This is a genomic window from Neobacillus sp. SuZ13, from assembly GCF_030123365.1.
In the GTDB taxonomy this organism is placed as follows: Bacteria; Bacillota; Bacilli; order Bacillales; family Cytobacillaceae; genus Neobacillus.
In genome coordinates this window covers 3,572,482-3,593,241 of record NZ_CP126107.1, presented here as the reverse complement: position 1 = coordinate 3,593,241, position 20,760 = coordinate 3,572,482, and the positions used below count along the sequence as shown (strand labels likewise).

Annotated in this window: 18 protein-coding genes; 15 read left to right on the top strand and 3 right to left on the bottom strand. The window is 38.6% G+C overall.

Going from position 1 to position 20,760, the window contains the following annotated elements:
* Positions 1-617: 617 nt before the first annotated feature.
* Positions 618-1,982 carry a type I glutamate--ammonia ligase gene (gene glnA, locus QNH17_RS17625; RefSeq protein WP_283873900.1) on the top strand — a complete coding sequence of 455 codons (1,365 nt, stop codon included), beginning with the start codon at positions 618-620 and terminating at the stop codon, positions 1,980-1,982.
* Positions 1,983-2,121: 139 nt separating this feature from the next.
* Here the strand turns inward: glnA and QNH17_RS17620 are convergent, their stop codons facing one another.
* Entirely contained in the window at positions 2,122-2,355 is a 234-nt protein-coding gene (locus tag QNH17_RS17620; RefSeq protein WP_283873898.1) for an ABC transporter, read from the bottom strand.
* A gap of 304 nt (positions 2,356-2,659) precedes the next feature.
* On the opposite strand from QNH17_RS17620, the gene QNH17_RS17615 reads away from it, so the two are divergent.
* A complete protein-coding gene (locus QNH17_RS17615; RefSeq protein ID WP_481858530.1) occupies positions 2,660-3,934 on the top strand; it encodes an L-lactate MFS transporter in 1,275 nt (424 codons plus the stop codon).
* 124 nt (positions 3,935-4,058) lie between these two features.
* On the opposite strand, the gene QNH17_RS17610 is transcribed toward QNH17_RS17615, so the two are convergent.
* Positions 4,059-5,399 carry an NAD(P)/FAD-dependent oxidoreductase gene (locus tag QNH17_RS17610; RefSeq protein WP_283873896.1) on the bottom strand — a complete coding sequence of 447 codons (1,341 nt, stop codon included), beginning with the start codon at positions 5,397-5,399 and terminating at the stop codon, positions 4,059-4,061.
* 244 nt (positions 5,400-5,643) lie between these two features.
* On the opposite strand from QNH17_RS17610, the gene QNH17_RS17605 reads away from it, so the two are divergent.
* The 12 genes from QNH17_RS17605 to QNH17_RS17550 all read left to right on the top strand — a co-directional run bounded on the left by QNH17_RS17605 (position 5,644) and on the right by QNH17_RS17550 (position 17,498).
* Positions 5,644-6,639, top strand: coding sequence for a hypothetical protein (locus QNH17_RS17605; RefSeq protein ID WP_283873894.1), 996 nt, complete (start codon positions 5,644-5,646; stop codon positions 6,637-6,639).
* Between the two features lie 372 nt (positions 6,640-7,011).
* Positions 7,012-8,103 (top strand): NAD(P)H-dependent flavin oxidoreductase, encoded by a 1,092-nt coding sequence (locus tag QNH17_RS17600; RefSeq protein WP_283873892.1) that lies wholly within the window; start codon positions 7,012-7,014, stop codon positions 8,101-8,103.
* A 150-nt stretch (positions 8,104-8,253) separates the two neighbouring features.
* Entirely contained in the window at positions 8,254-8,787 is a 534-nt protein-coding gene (locus tag QNH17_RS17595) for a cysteine hydrolase family protein (protein ID WP_349632545.1), read from the top strand.
* A gap of 185 nt (positions 8,788-8,972) precedes the next feature.
* Positions 8,973-9,923, top strand: coding sequence for a ribose-phosphate diphosphokinase (locus tag QNH17_RS17590; protein WP_283873890.1), 951 nt, complete (start codon positions 8,973-8,975; stop codon positions 9,921-9,923).
* Positions 9,924-10,162: 239 nt separating this feature from the next.
* Positions 10,163-11,749 carry an acetate--CoA ligase gene (locus QNH17_RS17585; RefSeq protein ID WP_283873888.1) on the top strand — a complete coding sequence of 529 codons (1,587 nt, stop codon included), beginning with the start codon at positions 10,163-10,165 and terminating at the stop codon, positions 11,747-11,749.
* Between the two features lie 48 nt (positions 11,750-11,797).
* Entirely contained in the window at positions 11,798-13,237 is a 1,440-nt protein-coding gene (locus QNH17_RS17580; protein ID WP_481858529.1) for an MATE family efflux transporter, read from the top strand.
* Between the two features lie 87 nt (positions 13,238-13,324).
* Complete coding sequence (locus QNH17_RS17575; RefSeq protein WP_283873884.1) at positions 13,325-14,221, top strand: carbohydrate kinase family protein; 897 nt, start codon at positions 13,325-13,327, stop codon at positions 14,219-14,221.
* A 79-nt stretch (positions 14,222-14,300) separates the two neighbouring features.
* Positions 14,301-15,200, top strand: a complete 900-nt coding sequence (gene purU / locus QNH17_RS17570) for a formyltetrahydrofolate deformylase (protein ID WP_283873882.1) — start codon at positions 14,301-14,303, stop codon at positions 15,198-15,200.
* A gap of 206 nt (positions 15,201-15,406) precedes the next feature.
* Positions 15,407-16,033 carry a helix-turn-helix transcriptional regulator gene (locus QNH17_RS17565; RefSeq protein ID WP_283873880.1) on the top strand — a complete coding sequence of 209 codons (627 nt, stop codon included), beginning with the start codon at positions 15,407-15,409 and terminating at the stop codon, positions 16,031-16,033.
* Positions 16,034-16,123: 90 nt separating this feature from the next.
* Positions 16,124-16,678, top strand: a complete 555-nt coding sequence (folE, locus tag QNH17_RS17560) for a GTP cyclohydrolase I FolE (protein WP_349632590.1) — start codon at positions 16,124-16,126, stop codon at positions 16,676-16,678.
* 15 nt (positions 16,679-16,693) lie between these two features.
* Positions 16,694-16,894, top strand: coding sequence for a CDGSH iron-sulfur domain-containing protein (locus QNH17_RS17555; RefSeq protein WP_283873877.1), 201 nt, complete (start codon positions 16,694-16,696; stop codon positions 16,892-16,894).
* A gap of 181 nt (positions 16,895-17,075) precedes the next feature.
* On the top strand, positions 17,076-17,498 hold the full coding sequence (locus QNH17_RS17550; protein WP_283873875.1) for an SRPBCC family protein: 423 nt from the start codon (positions 17,076-17,078) through the stop codon (positions 17,496-17,498).
* A 113-nt stretch (positions 17,499-17,611) separates the two neighbouring features.
* Here QNH17_RS17550 and guaD read toward each other — a convergent pair whose 3' ends face one another.
* Positions 17,612-18,976: a guanine deaminase gene (gene guaD / locus QNH17_RS17545; protein WP_283873874.1), complete on the bottom strand. Its 1,365-nt coding sequence runs from the start codon at positions 18,974-18,976 to the stop codon at positions 17,612-17,614.
* Positions 18,977-19,163: 187 nt separating this feature from the next.
* Between guaD and QNH17_RS17540 the strand changes: the two genes are divergently transcribed.
* Positions 19,164-20,732: a catalase gene (locus tag QNH17_RS17540; protein WP_283873873.1), complete on the top strand. Its 1,569-nt coding sequence runs from the start codon at positions 19,164-19,166 to the stop codon at positions 20,730-20,732.
* Positions 20,733-20,760 lie beyond the last annotated feature (28 nt).

The following is a 20,760-nucleotide window of genomic DNA, read 5'->3' as shown; positions in this document are numbered from 1 at the left end:
AAGGGATACCGACTATTAGAAATCCAAATAGCAGTATGGGTTCCCATTCCAGAACGGCGGCGCCATTTGCTGTTTTTGCGTATACCACTTGCACCACGGTCCAAGTCACGACCCCAAGCTAGAGAAAAAGGAGTCCTGGCTGATTTGGTCCATCGATTTTTCTCCTCTAATTTTTTCTTCAGACATAATGATATCCCAGAGCATGGCAATCGTTAAGATTCACGGCAGCGGCTGAATTTAATGAAAAGCGTAAACAAGGAAAAAGCATTACAATTCAAATAGCATCATAAAAAATAGATTAATAGGTTGAATTCAAAACAGTTGTTAGGGATCTCTCTATCAGCTGTTTTTTTCTTATAGCTAAAAAGTGATGATTCGTTTTGGTTAGTAATGATAAATATATACATATTTTTGCATAAATATTAACAAGAAATCTTCGAAATTTATCGAGAATATAAGGTTTAATCAGACATTTTATGAAAACGCTTACTTAAATTTCAGAATAAATATTCAAAAAATTTATTAAAAATCATTGTCAAACTATTCTTTTTTTATTATAATCATTTTATATTAAGTGATGTAATAAAATATAACATGAAATTGCGAGGTAAAGTGACATGACAAAAACATTAATTTCAAACGCTCCAGGAGCTGCCACTACTCTTGAACAAATTAAAGAAATAATCAACGAAAAAAGTGTTGAACTATTACACTTGCAATTTGTCGATATCGAAGGGATCCTAAAGCACGTTACAGTAACAATTGAGCAATTGGAAGATGTGGTAGAAGGTAAGATGATGTTTGATGGTTCTTCAATTAAAGGTTTCTCACCTATCAATAAGTCAGATCTTTATTTACAACCAGATTTAGCTACATTTGCTGTTCTTCCTTGGACAGTTGAAAACGGATATTCGGAAGCTAGATTCCTATGTTCTGTAAAGAACCCAGACGGATCCTTGTTTGAAGGAGATACAAGAAATGTTCTTAAGAAAACAGTTGATCGTGCCGAGAAACATGGATACACGATTTCAGTAGGTCCTGAGTTAGAATTTTTCCTTTTTAAAACAGATGAAAATGGTTATGCCACACAAGAACTTGGTGATAAAGCCGGTTATTTCGAGCCATCTCCACATGACCTTGGCGAACGCGTTCGTTTAGAAATTTACCGTGCCTTAAAAGCAATGGGCTTCACAATTGAGGCTTCTCACCATGAAGTAGCTGAAGGGCAACATGAAATTAACTTTAAATATGCAGATGTATTAACGGCTGCTGACCTTTCCACTACATATAAATGGGTCGTGAAGACAGTAGCGAAGAAATTCGGAATGCATGCTACATTTATGCCGAAGCCAGTATTCGGAATCAATGGTTCTGGTATGCATGTCAACATGTCATTCTTTGAAGGTAGCGAAAATGCCTTCTTTGATCCATCCGATGAGTTACAATTATCTGAAAAAGCCTATCAATTCATTGCAGGTGTTTTAGAAAATGTGAAGAGCTTTACGGCAGTAACAAATCCGCTAGTTAACTCTTATAAGCGATTAGTGCCAGGATATGAAGCTCCTTGTTATATTGCTTGGTCTGCGTCTAACCGTTCAGCGTTAATTCGTATTCCAGCCAAAAAAGGCCTTGCGACACGTGTTGAATTACGTTGCCCAGATCCATCGGCTAACCCTTACTTAACGTTTGCGGTGATAGCCTCTGCAGGTCTAGAAGGAATCGAAAAAGGACTAGAAGCACCAGCTCCAATTAATGAAGATATCTTCCATATGTCAGAAGAAGAAAGAGCCTTCCGTGGCATCGATAACCTGCCTGGAAGTTTAGCGGATTCAATAAAAGAATTAGAATCAGGAGATATTGCAGCGAATACACTAGGTGAGCACGTATACAACGAGTATGTTTCGATGAAGAAAGCAGAATGGGACAGCTACCGTACAGCTGTTCATGCATGGGAAATCGATAACTATCATTCTAAATTCTAATTTAAAAAGCGGGACAACAGGGCGATAAACAGCCCTAGTTGCCCGCTTTTTTTGTTTAGGAGTACTGAAAAGGACAGCCTCTAATTGAGGCTGTCCTCAAAATATATAAATCCAAGCTGGCTTAATCCTTCATGCTATTTCACTTACAGTGATGCCATGCCTTCTTAAATACGCATAATCCAAAGATAAGGAATGCAAGGAAGCCAATTAAAATGATAAGGAATTTTAGAACGGTAACAATTAAACCAACTAGGCCGATTACTCCAAGCAATGAAGTCACCCACAATAATCCAAACAATAACCAAATGGCACCTGTTAAAAATCCAAGAAAAATTCCAAAAATGCCACAGGAACAATGGTGGTTAGAACCCATCTATTTTCACCTCCTGTCCTTATTTGTTCACCAACATTGTATGCGGTTTCTTTAGAATATGTTTTATGAAAATAGAAAAAAAGGCGAAAGACCTAAATATGTTTTTTAACAAAAACACGAACATTAAATTAAAAATATTATTTATAATTCGTATTTTAGTTAATTTTTTCGCTTGAATTACATAGATTTGTAGGTTAATATAGTCAAATAACAAACAATACATGAGGGGTGGAATTGTTTAAAAGATTAATTTGTATTAAGATATTTATAAAAAATATTATGTGAATGGGGATGAATTGGTCAGATGAAAAATAGATGGCTTATTGCTCTTTCGGCAGTTGGGATTCATATTTCGATAGGATCTGTCTATGCATGGAGTGTATTTACGAACCCATTACAGCAGCAAATGGGCTGGGGATTAAAACAGATTTCATTTACATTTAGTTTAGCAATATTATTTTTAGGATTATCCGCGGCTTTTCTAGGTCATTTTGTAGAGAAGTTTGGACCAAGAGTGTCTGGTACACTTAGTTCTTTATTTTTTGGAGTCGGAGTAGCTGGGGCTGGGGCAGCTGTACACTTTGAATCGTTACTATTACTCTATTTATTTTATGGTGTCATTGCTGGTATCGGCTTGGGGGTTGGCTATATTACACCAGTGTCAACATTGGTCAAATGGTTCCCTGATCGAAGAGGATTGGCAACGGGACTTGCAATTATGGGGTTTGGCTTTGCAGCAATGATCAGCAGTCCGTTAATGAATCACTTAATCCAAACATACGGCATTTCCAACACCTTTTATATTCTTGGCGGCACATATTTTTTAGTCATTTTTTGTTCCGCTCAATACCTTGCTCCGCCAAAAGCGGGTTGGGTACCTAAAGGTTTTGATTCAACCGTTGAAACTTCAGGGAATAAAAAGCTAAAACAGGATCTTAGACAATTAACGGCAAATGAAGCGGTAAAAACAAGACAATTTTGGGCTTTATGGATTATGCTTTTTATCAACATAACCTGTGGGATTGCCATTCTTTCCGTTGCATCACCAATGGCACAAGAGTTAGTAGGTATGACAGCCGCATCGGCTGCGGCGATGGTTGGAATTATGGGGTTATTTAATGGTTCCGGACGTATTCTTTGGGCGACTATTTCTGATTACATTGGCCGACCAAATGTGTATACTCTATTTTTTGCTTTCCAAATTGTTGCCTTCTTTCTTTTACCAAACCTTACAGTGGGTATTCTGTTTTCAATTATTGTTTATATGATCATGACCTGTTATGGCGGAGGATTTTCTTCGATACCAGCCTATATAGGTGATCTATTTGGAACGAAGCAGTTGGGCGCCATTCACGGCTACATTTTGACAGCCTGGGCAGCAGCCGGTTTAGTCGGTCCGATATTCGTTTCATGGATTCGTGAAACAACAGGAAGCTACCAAGGAACCCTTCTTGTATTTTCGGGGATGTTTATCATTGCATTAGCGATTTCACTTTTGATAAGAGTAGATATAAAAAAATTACGGGCTTTGAATGAAACTCCAGTGCTAAATAAAATGGATAATTTGAAGAGCAGCTGATTAAAAGGATAAAGGGACCTGGTTCTTTCATATAGAACCAGGTCCTAACTAATTTAAATGGACCTGCTATTATTAACTACTGGTGCCTGACACCCTATTTGAGGGATGATGGCCCATAATAAAATCATTTTGAAAAGGTCTTTTTCAATACCTGTTTGATTATTCGAGGGCTCATTAGGATGGTCATCGGACGAATTAGGTTCATGACTTTGATGAACGAATTATATATTTCTTGATTTTCCGATGATAAGAGGAAAATCTTTTTGGCGTACCATTGCTGAATGAAAAGACCTGTAGGCTTTTTACCATTGGTCTCGGGATAGCGAAAATCTTCTGTAATCACCATATTCCAAATAGGGGCGATGATTTTTGCTTCTTGTTTATGGAAATTAGTAGTAAGTTTTAGAAGATCATGACTTTCATTCTGAAGGAGTTCTTTCAGCTTTAGTGCCGCTAAAACAGCAATACTCATGCCTTGACCAAAAACGGGATCAATTCTGCAAACCGTATCACCGATCAATAACAGTCCGTCGGGAAGATTCTTAACCCTATTAAATTGTCTCCAGACGATATGTGGTACACGATAGACCGAGGTGCCGGAAAGAGGGAATGCATCCTTTATTTCATGGTAGATATCTAATTTAGGTAATTTTTTTGTTAAGTCTATAAAGCCATTATTACTTTTTACTACCTCTTTTTCGTTTACCTCATTATGATAGCCATTGAGTGTGACAATATAACGATTTCCCTCTACCTTTGAGATGGTCCCACCTATTTTTTCATGTGGCGGGTTAGGATAAACGATTTTAATTTCCCAATCCCTTTCATCGTTCTCAGGCAGTTGAAAAGATTTACTAATGTAACTTAACCCAATTTTCACCTTTTGTTCAGGAATAGAAATGCCACGTTTGTTTAGCCAACTACTAGAAAGACTGCTCACACCACTTGCATCTATAACAAGGTTTGCTGTTAGATTTTTTTCAGAGCCACTGCTATCGATAACATCGACTCCTGCAATTCTATTCTTTTCTTCTTGATAAATATAGTTTTCGACCGTGTGATTATATAGAAAGGTTACGTTCGGTATAGCTTTTATGTATTGGTCAATATGCCACTCTAAATGTGGGCGTGTTTGCAGAGTTGTCGTGTATTCTCCATTAAAACGTAATTTCCAGACACCATGGTGGAACCATGCTAGACCCTGCGTAGAGTTTATTTTCACTGCGCCACTTGAGTGAAATTTCTTTGTTATACCTGGAAACATCGCCTCGAGACCATGCTCACCAGCTTGGAGGAGCGCATGTAAATGTTCACCTTGTGGGGCACCTTTTCTTGGGAATGGGCCTTGAGGTTCGTGATCACGTTCGATAATCAGTACCTCTTTGAAAAAATCAGACACAACACGTGCTGCTAATTTCCCTGAGATGCCTCCGCCAATAATTATTGCTCGTTCAAATCGGGACAAGGGGTGAAACGCCTCCTATTAATAATTTACTTGAATATGATAGCATACAATTCTACTAGATTGTATTGCCATGAATTAAATAGTGTTAATAGACCAGTGACTTTGCACCGGTCTTCAGATGAAAAGAATGAAATATTTGTGATATGTTTCACAAATTGTTCAATTTTAAGATGGTTAGAGGAGGCAAGTGTGTTGTATATTATCACTATATTCATGTTGTTTATATTTACGAGGGGGATTACTGATGAAAAAGATATTTCAGATACTATTAACATTAGGACTTATTATGACACCAATTTTTGCGCAAGCACATGTGAAATGGTTCACAAACGTGGTGCCACATAAGGAGACTATTGAAAATATATTATCACCAATGTTTTTACTCTTAGCTCTTGTGGCAGCAGTTGTATTAGCGTCATTAACATTAATCATTCCAAAAATGGCCCAATGGGGGCCATTGAAAAAAATGGAGGATCGTCTCTCCAGTTTAAGAAAGTATTCTAGATATTTGTTAAAGTACGGAACCGCCGTTGCGCTGATGATACAAATGGTCAATGGAACTCTTTTTGCTCCTGAGTTCCATGTTAGTAGTACGATTGTTACAGTATTAACATGGATGACGATCGGGTTCTTATTGATTCCGCATCATATTTCTACAAAAATTGGTGCTTCGATTTTATTAGGATTATTTATTTATGTGACGATTCACCATGGAATTTTCTATATGTTAGATTACGGATTTTACGTAGCCATTATCGGTGTATTATTGGTAGGAAATACGAAACTAGAGCAAGCTGGATTTCCATTTCTGTATTTAGGGACAGGATTATCGCTAAGCTGGGTAGCAGTTGAAAAATGGGTTTATCCAAGTATGGCTTTAGATATTGTTGCCAACCATCATGTGCCAACATTTGGCTTTGAACCGAGTTTATTTGTTGTTATGGCAGCATTTATTGAATTTGTCGTTGGGTATTTATTAGTAGTCGGTGTTTTAAATCGGGTGTTAGGTTTTGTTGTCACTGCTATTTTCATCTCAACTACGATGCTTTTTGGAATGACAGAAGTCATCGGACATTTCATGATTCACATTGTGTTGATTATCTTTATTATTGAAGGTGTTTCATTCTATAACCCGCCTATTAAAATGCATAAAACAAAAACAGATCAATTTATCTTTGTGTTCTTAAATTTCATTTTTGTGCTAGCAACGTTTTTATTGATTTATTATCGTTTTGCATAATTGAATATAAAAAAATATTAAAGCGGTACTTCATTGGAGGTATCGTTTTTTATATTATGGCTGTTTTAAACTTGTCTGTTGATTTCCGTTCCAGGTGCTTCGCTTTCCGCGGGCGTTGCGGGGAGCCTCCTCGGCGCTTTTAGCGCCTGCGGGGTCTCCCCAGCCCCGTACTCCCGCAGGAGTCTTCGCACCTTCCACTCCAATCAACAGGGTTCCAAATTCAACATTAACCTTTAACAAAGCCTATTTTATTAATGCAATGCATTTATGTTTAGAAGAAAACCATTATTTGTTAGTATTGTAATAAGTCATTATGTTCAAATATCTCTTCAAATATATCGAATAGTAATAATAGTAGAAAAGAGGATTTCTATGAAATTAAACACAAAACTATGTGGAATTTTAGAAATTGATTACCCGATTATTCAAGCGGGTATGGCGGGAGGCCCTACGACCGTGGATCTTGTTGCCAATGTATCGAATGCTGGTGCTTTAGGGACTTTGGGCGCTGCCTATATGAATCCAGAAGAAATTAGATTGGCTATCAAAGAAATTAAGAAACGGACAACCAAACCATTTGCCGTAAATTTGTTTTGTACAAATTTGACCGATCATTATGAAGGAGTAGAAGAGTCACAGAGAGTCCTTAATGAAATAAGGAAAAAGTTCGGTATTGAGCCGGCAATACACCAAGTGAAAACAAACAATTTTTTTGAGGAACAATTTGAAGTATTAATAGAAGAAAAAGTTCCTGTCATTTCCACAGCATTCGGGGTCCTTCCGGAGGATAAAATGGGAATCGCCAAGCAACAAAATATCACCATTACTACCATGGTAACAACCGTTGAAGAAGCACTGCTCGCAGAGGAAAAGGGAGCAGATATTATTATTGCCCAGGGGAGTGACGCTGGAGGTCATCGAGGCACATTTGAAATAGAAAAAAACACCCATGGTGCAACAGTCGGAACTTTTTCACTTGTCCCACAGGTCGTTGATGCAGTTTCAGTGCCTGTTGTAGCTGCGGGAGGCATCATGGATAGCCGCGGCCTAGTTGCTGCCTTAGCTCTAGGTGCACAAGGAGTCCAAATGGGCACCGCTTTTTTAACAACGATTGAGTCAGGGGCTCACCGTGTATATAAGGAGGCACTCATCAATAGCACAGAAGAAAGTACAGTGATTACGAAAGTTTTTTCTGGTCGTCCAGCAAGGGGAATTAAAAATGCATTTATTCAAGCTTACGATCATGCCAAGATTTCCCCAGCTGATTTCCCAACACAAAATACCATGACGAATGATATCCGTAGACAGGCAGCCCTTCAAAATAATCCTGACTATATGTCACTTTGGGCAGGACAGGCGACAAGGCTTCTGCAATTCGAAATACCAGCAAGTAAAATTGTTCATGATGTAGTGACAGGGGCAGAACAGTTACTATCTTCTATTAAACCTATGAATGATCAATAATAATTCCCGAAATAGTACTGATAGGAATGAGTGCGCGAAACCATTTGCGCGCTTTTTTTGATGTTCCATGAATACGATGAATCCTTTTTACAAAAAATTAACCTAGTCATTTTAGGATACTTGGAAAATATAAGTTAGGAGAAAAACAGAATGAATCCCGTTGTAAATCCACCAGCTCTTTTGGTTTTAGATGTTCAAGAAGGTTTTGATGATCCATACTGGGGGAAGCGGAACAATCTCGAGGCGGAGGAAAATATTTTACAATTGCTTACGGAATGGCGCAGACGAAAATGGCCGGTTATCTATTCTCAACATTTATCCCTTTTGCCTCAATCACCGCTCTATTATAAAAATAAAAACGGGACAAAATTTAAAGCGATGATTCGTCCTAAAGCAGATGAAAAGGTCTTTCAAAAAAATGTAAATAGCGCGTTTATCGGTACGGAATTAGAAACTTATTTACGTGATCAGCAAATCAAATCGGTTATCATTACTGGCCTATCGACCCAGCATTGCGTATCTACTACCACTCGGATGAGTGGAAATTTTGGTTTCGATACATTCCTAATCGAAGACGCGATCGCTGCATTTGAACTTACAGACCATAAAGGTATAAAGCGATCAGCCGACGATGTACAAACAATTAACTTGCCACTTTGCATCAAGAATTTGCGACCATTATGACAACAGCTGATTTAATGTCCAAATTAACTAACCAAAATGTGTGATTTTAGAAAAGCTCAAGGATTCTCTATTAAAAGTTACCACTCCGGTGTATTTCCTACCACTATGGTGATTAATATAGTAAAATAAGATGAATCGATAATTTTCTTTAACAAGTAGAAATTCTAACGTGTGGAGGATCTAAGGTGACATATCAACAAAATAAACGATTTAAACTGTTTTCATTGAATTCCAATCAAAAGCTAGCAACAGAGATGGCAGAGCTTTTGGGATGCGAGTTAGGAAGAAGTTCAGTATCTCATTTCAGTGATGGAGAGATTCAAATTCATATTGAAGAAAGTGTTCGTGGCAGTGAGGTCTATGTTATTCAATCCACTTCGTACCCTGTCAATGATAATATTTTGGAACTCCTCATCATGATTGATGCTCTAAAAAGAGCTTCAGCAAGTATCATAAATGTGGTCATTCCGTACTATGGATATGGACGACAAGACAGAAAGGCACGGTCACGGGAGCCAATTACAGCAAAATTAGTTGCGAACCTCTTGGAAAAGACTGGAGCAAGTCGGATTCTTACAATGGACCTCCATACTTCTCAAATTCAAGGTTTCTTTGATATCCCTGTAGAACATCTATATGGTGTTCCAATTCTTGGACAGTATTTTAAGGAACAGGGTTTAGAAGATATCGTTATTGTCGCGCCTCATAATGGCAGCATTGGTCGAGCTAGAAAGGTAGCCAACCTATTACACGTTCCACTTGCCCTGATCGATAAAAGAAGATTTGAAGAAAATGGTCCGCAAACCATAAATGTGATTGGTAATGTCGATGGAAAAAATGCCATAATTATTGATGATATGATTGATACCGGTGCAACCATTTCTTTAGCAGCTAAGGCTCTAGAAGAAAATGGGGCAAAAGCAATTTATGCTGGCTGTACGCATCCTGTTTTTACAGACCAAGCGATTGAAAAAATAGAATCGTCACCAATTAAAGAATTAGTCGTGACAAATACTATTGAATTGTCAGGAGATAAAATCAGTAGTAAAATTAAAACGATTTCTGTTGCACCTCTTCTTGTTGAGGCAATCGACCGGATTCATAATGAAAAAGCAGTTAGTCCTTTATTTGAATAAGAGTTCTTACGAAGCCAACTATTTTTTATAGTTGGTTTTTTGGATTTTATTTAAGACCAGATAATAGTTCTTAGTAGTAGTCGAGGCGAAATAATTTACATAGTTTTATAAAGTGATATTATTATAAGAGTAAATATTACTGAGTATCTAGTGTTATTACCAGGTACTAACCATAAAGATTCAAACGAATTACACTGGGAACCCCAAATCTAAACTACCAAGAATGGAGATTGACAATTGTGGATTTGAAATCATTGATCGCACCAGAGCGCTTTAATTTAGCAAGTGAAATTTCTAAGCATCATTCCGAAAAAATAGCTTTACGATGGCTAAATGAACTTGGAGAAACGAAAACGATCTCTTATGCTCAGTTAATCACAAAAGCCAATAAACTAGCAAATGGGTTAACGAAACTAGGACTAGAGAAAGGTGACCGAGTTGTTGTAATGAGCACTCGTCTCATTGAATCCTATGTTATTTATTTAGCTTGTTTAAAAGCAGGATTAGTCATTAGCCCTACTTCAGAACTTTTACGAGCAAAAGATATACTATATCGCTTAAATCATTCGGAAGCTAAAGCCGTCATTTCTTATTCTGAGTTAATTGAAGAATTTGAAAATATTAAAGAGGAAACTCCTTTTTTACAATTTAAGATTGCTTTTGGTCAGGACGTACCAAATTGGCTTTCCTTAGAAGCGTTAGCCGCGGAGGAATCAGAAATTTTCAGTGATGTCGATACGTTGAGTGAGGATTTTGCCTTTTTAGCTTATACATCAGGGACAACCGGTCAGCCTAAAGGAGTTGTTCACAGCCATGGCTGGGGGTATGCACATTTAAGAATTGCGGCATCAAAATGGCTGAATATTAGTGAGGACGATCTGGTTTGGGCTACAGCTTCCCCAGGGTGGCAAAAATGGGTCTGGAGTCCATTCCTATCGATTCTTGGTTCGGGTGCTACAGGTTTTATCTATCATGGCAGGTTTAATCCGCACAAATATTTACATCTTCTTCAAGATCAACAAGTAAATGTTTTATGCTGCACACCTACCGAATACCGGATGATGGCTAAATTAGATGATCTTTCCACCTTCGATCTTTCCCATTTGCATACAGCTGTTTCTGCCGGTGAAGCACTAAATCGGGAAGTCATCGATGTGTTTAAAGAAGAATTTAAGATCCTGATTCGCGATGGTTATGGCCAGACAGAAAGTACGTTATTGATAGCGAATTTAAATGTTAATGAGAAAAAATTGGGATCCATGGGACAGCCGCTGCTAGAAGAATTTATTGATGTTATCGATGAAGACGGCCATCCGGCACCAATCAACCAAGTCGGTACAATTGCGATTCGAAGTGATTTCCCGGCATTATTTAAACAATATTATAAAAATCCGGTGACCACCGCTTCATCTTATCAGGGTCAATATTTTCTGACAGGTGACCGTGCATTGAAAGACGAGGATAATTATTATTGGTTCCAAGGCCGCAAAGATGATGTCATTATCAGTTCTGGATATACGATTGGACCATTTGAAGTAGAAGATGCATTAATGAAACATAAATCGGTTAAGGAGTGTGCGGTAGTCGCTTTACCGGACCCAATCAGAGGAAATGTTGTTAAAGCATTTGTTGTGTTGAAAGATGGGATTTTTGGAACAGCTGAGTTAACCACGGAGTTACAGGGATTTGTTAAGAAATTAACGGCTCCTTATAAGTATCCAAGGGTGATCGAATATATCGAGGCACTTCCTAAAACGGACTCGGGGAAAATTCGTCGTGTAGAACTGCGAACGCAACGATTAATGGACATTTCTAATAGAAGATAAAAACCTTCACGCACTTCCAATTCGTGGTATAATAAGCCGTATTAAAATATGGTCGGTACCTTTCAAAAAATTCCATTAAAGAAGTGTTGTGTATTGAATAAATTAGAATTGAATATTAGGCACAGAACGGTTTCTTTGTTAGATAAGTATTTTTCTGGAGAATCCATAGATTACAAGAAAATATTTGCTATTATCCTGCCGATTTTCGTAGACCAAGCCTTTTTAATTATCATGAGCTTATTAAACACAGCGATGATAAGTTCGGCTGGAGTGGCTGCGGTTAGTGCTGTAAGTATGGTAGATTCTTTGAATATTTTCCTAGTCAATGTATTTATAGCGGTCGCTACAGGCGGGACTGTGATTGTAGCCCAATATAAAGGGAGCGGGAATGGGGAGATGGTGTCCAAAACGGCGACACAAGCAATAACTGCCGTTACCCTTTTTTCAGTCCTAATCAGCACCCTAGTCATCATTTTTCATACGCCAACTTTAAACCTATTATTTGGTAAAGCGGAAGCGGATGTATTTCAAAACGCTCGGATTTACCTCATCGGCAGCTGTCTTTCATATCCCTTCATCGCGATCTTTCAAGCGGTGACTGGTGCGTTAAGAGGTGTGGGGGAAACGAAACCCTGTTTAAATTTATCGTTAGTAATGAATTTAACCAATACGATTCTAAATCTACTATTGATTACATTTTTTCACATGGGTGTGGAAGGGCTCGTCATTTCCACGCTTTTGGCAAGATTTTTAGGAATGGCAGCTGCTTTGGTGTATGTCTTAAAATACAATGAGACCATCCGCTTTAAGATAAAAAATGCGGTTAGAATCGACCTTTCTATTTTAAAAAAGGTCATGTTTATTGGACTGCCTTTCGCTGCGGAACAAATCTTTTTCAATGGCGGAAAGCTGCTTACGCAAACATTTATTGTTCAGTTAGGAACCCTTTCACTTACTGTTTTTGCAATTGCCAATGTGTTAATGATGGTGTATCAAATCGGACCTAATTCCATCAGCATTGCCATTGTCACCATTGTGGGGCAGTGTATTGGACGAAGGAATATTGCGGACGCGAGGAAATTTATCTTTTCGTTAATTGCTCTTTCCTCACTTATTTTTGTCATTGCCGCATTATTGTTATTACCATTGTTTCCGGTGTTAATAAAAATGTTCAATCCACCAGAAGAAATTGTTCCCACAATCTATACTCTTGTGTTAATAGGTGCCATTGCCCAACCACTACTGTGGTCACCAAGCTTTATTATGCCATCAGCATTACGGGCAGCGGGGGATTCGAACTTTACTTCGATCGCCTCTTTGCTGTCCATGTGGTTGTTACGGGTTATTTTAGGTTATGTTTTAGGAATTACCTTAGGATTTGGGATTGTCGGTGTCTGGGTCGCCATGATTGTAGAATGGGGCACTCGCGGACTCATCTTTGGCTTACGGTTCAAAGGGAAAAAGTGGTATGCACATAAACTAGTTTAATATCGTAAACGATCCTCCTCAACTATTTTCAATTGAGGAGGTTTTTTCATATAATTATCATAGAACCATCATTGAAGGAGGACCATCTTGGTACAAAAAGGAGTTATTTCACTGGGTGAAGCATTTATAGATTTTATTTCAATTGATCAATCGAATACCAAATACCAGCAACTGTTGGGCGGGGCTACCGTAAATGTGGCAGCAGGGACCAAGAGACTCGGGCTTCCTGCTTATTATTTATGTAAACTAGGGACCGATGAAATTAGTCAATTTGTGGAACAAGAATTCAAGAAGGAACAAATTGATACTTCATTTTCTGTCCGCACTTCGAGTAAAAGCATCTGTGGTGTATATGTTCATTTAAATGAAAATGGTGAGCGCTATTTTCATTCATACGTCAATCTTACGCCAGATGAGGTATTATTTGAAGATGAATTGCAAAGGGAAGTTTTTGCAAAGGCAAAGATCTTTTACTTTGGTTCAGGAACACTTTTTCATGAAAAAGCTAGGAAGACAACTGAAAGGGCACTGATCTATGCTAAGGACGCTGGCAACATCATCGCCTTTGACGCCAACCTTCGTCTCAAGCGTTGGGAAAGTGAGGAGTATTGTCGCCAAACCGTTTCTTCCTTTCTTAAATATGCTCATATCGTGAAGCTCGCTGAAGATGAGTTGCAATTTTTAACCGAAACAGATTCATTAGATGCTGGAATCGATCAATTATCTAAATGGCAGATTCCCTACCTGTTTATCACGATGGGAAGCAAGGGGGCATGTGCAATTTTTAACGGGACCAAAGTTTTTGTTCCTGCTCCGATCGTGGAAGCGATCGATACTACCGGTGCAGGTGATGCATTTATGTCAGCCCTTCTGTATAGCTTTCATGAAAAAGGGCAGCCGGAAAGTCTAATCCAATTAGAAGAGTACCTTCAATTAGCAAATAAAGTTGGCGCTGCCGCGACAACGGTCAGGGGTTCGTTGTAGGAATTTTCAAAATAATGATTAACTAATGTGACAAACTAATGTATAATGTCTAAAACAACATTTTGAGAGGTTTTGTGACATGAACGCCTATATAAAAGATCAGATTGAATTATTTCAGGAAAAGAATAAGAACCGGGGGTGTCTATTAGTAAGTTGCCCTGACCAGCCAGGAATTGTTGCAGCGATTTCAAAATTTTTGTATTCCTATAATGCAAATATCATCGAATCTAGTCAATATTCCACAAATCCAGAGGGCGGTACTTTTTTCATCAGGATTGAATTTGAATGCCCAGGTTTAAAGGAAAAAGCGGATGATATGGAAAATAAGTTTGCTGAGATTGTTGAACAGTTTTCAATGGAGTGGAATTTCACCCACGCTTATCATGTGAAAAAAGCGGCAATCTTTGTATCGAAAGAGCTTCATTGTTTGCTTGAACTCTTATGGGAATGGCAAAGTGGCGATTTAATGACCGATATTGCCCTTGTTATCAGTAATCATGAAACCGCTAGAGAGGTTGTCGAAGGGCTGAACATTCCGTTTTATTACGTTCCGGCCAATAAAGATATTCGTGGACAAGCCGAAGCCACCCAACTTAAACTTCTAAAAGAGTATGAAATTGATTTCGTGGTATTGGCCCGCTACATGCAAATCTTGTCTCCAACATTTGTCCAAGAAAATCCGAATAAAATTATTAATATTCACCATTCCTTTTTACCAGCCTTTGTTGGTGCGAGACCTTATGAACGAGCTTTTGGCCGCGGTGTAAAATTGATTGGTGCCACATCTCATTATGTGACCAACGACCTCGATGAAGGACCTATTATCGAACAAGATATCAGCCGGGTCGATCACCATGATAATGTCGATAGTCTAAAAAAGATCGGTCGTAGAATTGAAAGAAGTGTCTTAGCTCGAGCAGTGAAATGGCATATTGAAGACCGAATTATTGTCCATCAAAATAAAACAATTGTTTTCTAGTGAATCCCTCTGAAAGGGATTTTTTTTTTGCCTTTGAGAAATGGTTTTTCCATTTATTCAATAAAAATCTTGAACTATTCCAAAGGTAGGTGAATATACATTTAAGAAAGAGCAGGGAGGGGAGAGACCTGAGTTTTCAAGCCGAACATTTGTCGGAACCAAGAAGAAGAATCGTTCATGCGATTAAAACAAGTGGTGCTTCATCCATGAGCGAACTTGCCTCATTGTTAGAAACTTCCGGTGAGGCAGTCCGTCAGCATCTTCTCCATTTAGAAAGAGATGGCTGGATTGTCAGGATTTCCGAAAAGCAAAATGGCATTGGCCGGCCTCACATCCGATACCGATTAACCTCTGCTGGTGAACATCTCTTTGATAAGAATTATGATCACTTAACAATTGAAGTTCTTGACACGATGGTCAAACATCTTGGAATGAGTGCCCTGAAAAACGTACTTGCCGCGATGGTTGAAGAAAGGGTTCGTGAATGGGAACCGAAATTGTTGGGACTTAGTACCAACGAAAGAATAAAGCTGCTTAAGGATTTTTATGCAAAAGATGACTCATATATGGAATTAGTCAAAAAGGGTAAGGATGATTACTTAATTGAGCGGAATTGTCCCTTTCATAATGTTGCACTCGAACGTCCAATCTTGTGCAGTGTGACTGTTTCTGTACTTACCCGGTTGCTTGGATGCAAGGTGCAAAGAGAACAGCGTCTACAGAATGGTGATGGCTGCTGCGCCTTTCGTATTCAACTAAATGAGCAAGTGAATCATACCACCCCTTGTTTAATCATCGAGGATGAACCCTCCAATACCATGTCAAAGGAATGATGTGTAATGACAAGTGATCAATATCTTTTATTATCTGAGAAGTTCCCAAGCTTGTTTAAACCCCATCAACAGGAAAACCATCGAAATTTAATGGATGTAAATTTTTTTACCTCGGCGATTAGACAATTAATTCAACTGTGTGGGGATGATCCTGATCGAGATGGACTACAAGACACCCCATTTAGGGTACTTAAAGCATTCCTCGAATACACCGAAGGTTATCATGAGGACCCCAAACTCCATCTCGAAAAGACGTTTGATATTCAACATAAGGGACTGATTTTAGTAAAGGATATTGAGTTCTTTTCGATGTGTGAACATCATTTCGCTCCGTTTTTTGGCGTGGCCCATGTAGGTTATATCCCAAATGAGAAAATCACTGGCTTATCAAAAATTGGTCGAATGGTAGATGGGTATGCAAAAAGATTTCAAGTGCAAGAACGGCTTACATCGCAGATCGCCGCTGCGATGGAAGAGGTTTTGGAGCCAGAAGGAACAATCGTCGTCGTTGAAGCTAAGCATATGTGTATGTGCAGCAGGGGAACGAAAAAATCCACCGCGTCTACCACAACCTCGAGCATGCATGGGCTATTTGGTACAGAAGGAGAGTTTCGATCAGAATTTTTTTCATTAATAAAAAACTGAGGAGATGTGATAAGAATGGAAAATCAAATTAAGATTAATGATAATGGTCCATTGCAGGTAAGTGGTGATTTTCAGATATTCGATGCAGAGGGCAAGGAATATCCAAAGAAGGCAAAAGTGTATCTCTGCCGTTGCGGCCTTTCCAACAAAAAGCCGTTCTGTGATGGTTCACATAAAAAGGGAGGATTTGAAAGCAGTCCACGGACCTCCGAATAAGGTGTCAGGCACCAAGTGATTTAGCCAGGATGGGCAACCCCAATCTGGCTTTTTCGTTTTATTGTGTTTCTAGTGATTGCGCTTACGGGAAGGAGTTGATAAGATATTAACAGGTATGTGACAGCATGAAGGAATCAATCTACATATTAAACTCAGTATATGATGAGAGGTGGAAATTCAAATGACAAAAAGCAATTTTGAAAAAATCACTGTACAAACAACTGTTCATGCGCCAGTAGAAAAAGTATGGGAATATTGGACAGAGCCAAAACACATCACCCAATGGAACAATGCTTCAGAAGACTGGCATACGCCAGTTGCTGAAAATGATTTAACGGTTGGCGGAAAATTCCTTACAAGAATGGAAGCAAAAGATGGCAGTTTTGGTTTTGATTTTGGTGGGATATATGATGAAGTGAAAGTAAATGAGGTTATTTCTTATACCTTAGGAGATGAAAGAAAGGTTACTATAAAATTTAATGGGCAAGGAAACGAAACCCAGGTAATCGAAACTTTTGATGCGGAAACAACCAATCCAATTGAAATGCAGCAAGCCGGCTGGCAGGCGATTTTAGATAACTTTAAAAAATATGCCGAGCAATAAATAAATTGAAGAAATCTTTTTCAAATATCATGCTTCAATAAAAGAGTGAGAGTTTAAATATAAAGTGACAGGCAATCCAATAAATGGTTGATGCCTGTCACTTTTTTATATTATTAACGGGAATGAACTTTGACTCCTTGTACCCAAACTTCACGAATGTTTTCTGGGTTGACTAGATACATAATTTTTTGAAAGATATCATGTAAATCTTCATTTGCATGATAAATAGGAAGTTTTGCGTATCCAACTGATGTATCAATGATTTGTACATCCCAAGAATAGTTCTCCTCCAAGCGGCCAATCGGCAAATTTAAACTATCTCCGCCACCAGCGGTTGCGAAATAAAACGCTTCATTTATTGTGATGCGTGAATTAGCTACACCGCGTTCCTCGGCAGAAAGGGTGCCGTTCACACCATCTTCTAACATTCTAGAGACAATCACTGCTTGTCTAACATTATCAAAAAGGCTGGGTGAGAAACCGCCAGAAATGTCGGTTCCTAAACCAATTTCAACTCCTTTGGAAAGCAAATGTGCGATGGGTATGACACTATTGGCAAAATAAGCATTAGAGATGGGACAATGGCAAACAGCAGTACCTGTGGCAGCAAATAAATCGGCGTCTTCATCATCTAAGAAATTACAATGAGCCATAACCGACTTTTCGGTTAATAAACCAAATTGATGTAAAGCAAACGCATCATTCTTTCCGAAGCGATTCTTAACATAACTATGCTCCCAATCACTTTCACTACAGTGCGATTGGACATACGTTTCGTATTTTTTAGCTAATTCTCCCAAACCTTTTAACGCATCATCCGTACAACTTGGAATAAAGCGTGGGGTTACAACAGGATAAACACCCTGTTTCGTGTTCTTTGCTAATTTATTTACTGCTAAAATAAATTCCTCTGTGTCAGCTAAGGCAGTTTGTGTATCTGCGTCACGATAATAATCTGGATTTTGTTCAGGGTTATCCATTACAACTTTTCCGACTAGTCCGCGTTGTCCTTTTTCAGCGCAAATTTCTGCTAGTAATAAACTTGCTTCTTTATGTACAGTAGCGAAATAAAGTGCAGTAGTTGTTCCGTTTGCGAGTAGGGTGCTAACTACATCTTGGTAGACATCTTTCGCGAAATCTAAATCCGAAAATTTCGACTCAAGAGGGAAGGTATAGGTATTTAACCAATCATAGAGTGGAATATCTAATGCCGTTCCAGACTGAGCCCATTGGGGAGCATGTACATGTAAATCGACAAATCCAGGTAAGAAATATTGACCATCAGCTAAGCGATGAAAGTTTTCTTCCTCTTGATAGGCGTCTAATAAAGGCTGGTAGTCAACCTCTTCTGGGGAAACGACTTTTTCAATCATACCATTCTCATTAATACAGAAAAGATGATCTTTTAATAGTTGAATTTCTTTTGGTGACTTGCTGGAAAAAGCAGTCCCTTGGAATACTTGTGTATATTTTTTCATGGATGGCACCCTTACGTTTGTATTTTGAAATAAAATCTAGGTCTCCTATAACTTCCCGTTTATCATATCAAAGCACACAATGTAATTAAAAGTTTAAAGATATCAAGTTTCTTGTGAGGGCTGGAAACTTTTGCATAGTTCATCAGCTTTTGGAAATACTTACAAAGGTAAAAAAGGAGGGTTATAAATGGTCAATCAAGTAAATGGAGAGAATGACAATTCTGAAGAAATACTAACCAACCGACAAGGACACCCTGTTACAGATAACCAAAATGTTCGTACTGTTGGAAACCGCGGACCTATGACGTTAGAGAATTATGATTTTATAGAAAAAATCAGTCATTTTGACCGAGAAAAAATTCCAGAGAGAATCGTTCATGCGCGTGGTGCCGGTGCTCATGGATATTTTGAGTCATTCGGAACGATAAATGGTGAACCGATTTCGAAATATACTAGGGCAAAAGTGTTTACGAATACCGAAAAACAAACACCTGTATTTGTGCGTTTTTCGTCCGTCGTTCATGGCGGGCATTCACCAGAAACATTACGCGATCCGAGAGGATTTGCCATTAAATTTTATACAGAGGATGGAAACTGGGATTTAGTAGGGAATAACTTAAAGATATTTTTTATCAGAGATCCATTAAAATTCCCTGATATGGTCCATTCATTTAAGCCAAGTCCGGTCACGAACCTGTCAGATCCGGAGAGGATGTTTGATTTCTTATGTCAAACACCAGAATCCATGCATATGGTCACCTTTGTATTTTCTCCGTGGGGTATTCCTGCCAACTACCGGCAAATGCAAGGCTCAGGTGTGCATGCGTATAAGTGGGTGAATGAAGAAGGTAAAGCAGTTCTTGTTAAATATCATTGGGAGCCAAAACAAGGAATAAAAAATCTTAGTCAACAAGAAGCAGATGAAATTCAAAGCAAGAATTATAGTCATGCGACTCAAGATTTGTATGAAGCGATTGAAAAAGGTGATTATCCAGAATGGGAACTTTATGTTCAAATCATGGAAGATGGGGAGCATCCGGAACTGGATTTCGATCCACTCGATCCAACCAAGCTATGGTATAAAGAAGATTTTCCATGGCATAAAGTTGGAAGAATGGTCTTAAATAAAAATCCGGAAAATTACTTTGCCGAAGTGGAACAAGTTGCTTTTGGCACTGGTGTGCTCGTAGATGGCCTTGATTTCTCCGATGACAAATTATTACAGGGACGTACCTACTCTTATTCTGATACTCAGCGGTACCGGGTCGGAACCAATTACTTACAGCTGCCTATCAATCGACCGAAAACTCATGTTGCGACAAACCAAGACGGGGGCCAAATGGATTATAGACAGGATTTCGGGAAGTTAAAAAATCCTCATGTTAATTATGAACCATCCCTTATTGGCGGATTAAAAGAAGTCAAAAATCCTGGTAAAGAACATCAGCCATTTGTAGAAGGAAACCTTGTAAGAGAAAGAATCTCTAGGGAAAATAACTTTGGTCAAGCTGGTGAAACATACCGGCGATTTAACGACTGGGAGAAGAATGAATTAATTTCAAACTTATCGGGAGCACTTGCTTCTTGTCGAAAAGAAATCCAAGACCGAATGGTGGATATGTTAACACAATGTGATCCTGATTATGGAAAAAGGATTGCAGAAGGGATAAAAGAGGCTGGGAAAACTGCAGAATCAAAAATGGAAGATGCTGTGAAACAAGCGCAGGAAATGGGAGAACCTTCCGATCCGTATTAATAGTGGTTGAAATAACAAAGGGGGGACC

Excerpts from the sequence above, each read along its gene's own strand:
- glnA (WP_283873900.1), top strand. The coding sequence starts at position 618 with ATGACAAAAACATTAATTTCAAACGCTCCAGGAGCTGCCACTACTCTT.
- QNH17_RS17620 (WP_283873898.1), bottom strand. The coding sequence starts at position 2,355 with ATGGGTTCTAACCACCATTGTTCCTGTGGCATTTTTGGAATTTTTCTT.
- QNH17_RS17615 (WP_481858530.1), top strand. The coding sequence starts at position 2,660 with ATGAAAAATAGATGGCTTATTGCTCTTTCGGCAGTTGGGATTCATATT.
- QNH17_RS17605 (WP_283873894.1), top strand. The coding sequence starts at position 5,644 with ATGAAAAAGATATTTCAGATACTATTAACATTAGGACTTATTATGACA.
- QNH17_RS17600 (WP_283873892.1), top strand. The coding sequence starts at position 7,012 with ATGAAATTAAACACAAAACTATGTGGAATTTTAGAAATTGATTACCCG.
- QNH17_RS17595 (WP_349632545.1), top strand. The coding sequence starts at position 8,254 with ATGAATCCCGTTGTAAATCCACCAGCTCTTTTGGTTTTAGATGTTCAA.
- QNH17_RS17580 (WP_481858529.1), top strand. The coding sequence starts at position 11,798 with ATGGTCGGTACCTTTCAAAAAATTCCATTAAAGAAGTGTTGTGTATTG.
- purU (WP_283873882.1), top strand. The coding sequence starts at position 14,301 with ATGAACGCCTATATAAAAGATCAGATTGAATTATTTCAGGAAAAGAAT.
- QNH17_RS17565 (WP_283873880.1), top strand. The coding sequence starts at position 15,407 with ATGAGCGAACTTGCCTCATTGTTAGAAACTTCCGGTGAGGCAGTCCGT.
- folE (WP_349632590.1), top strand. The coding sequence starts at position 16,124 with ATGGATGTAAATTTTTTTACCTCGGCGATTAGACAATTAATTCAACTG.
- QNH17_RS17555 (WP_283873877.1), top strand. The coding sequence starts at position 16,694 with ATGGAAAATCAAATTAAGATTAATGATAATGGTCCATTGCAGGTAAGT.
- QNH17_RS17550 (WP_283873875.1), top strand. The coding sequence starts at position 17,076 with ATGACAAAAAGCAATTTTGAAAAAATCACTGTACAAACAACTGTTCAT.
- guaD (WP_283873874.1), bottom strand. The coding sequence starts at position 18,976 with ATGAAAAAATATACACAAGTATTCCAAGGGACTGCTTTTTCCAGCAAG.
- QNH17_RS17540 (WP_283873873.1), top strand. The coding sequence starts at position 19,164 with ATGGTCAATCAAGTAAATGGAGAGAATGACAATTCTGAAGAAATACTA.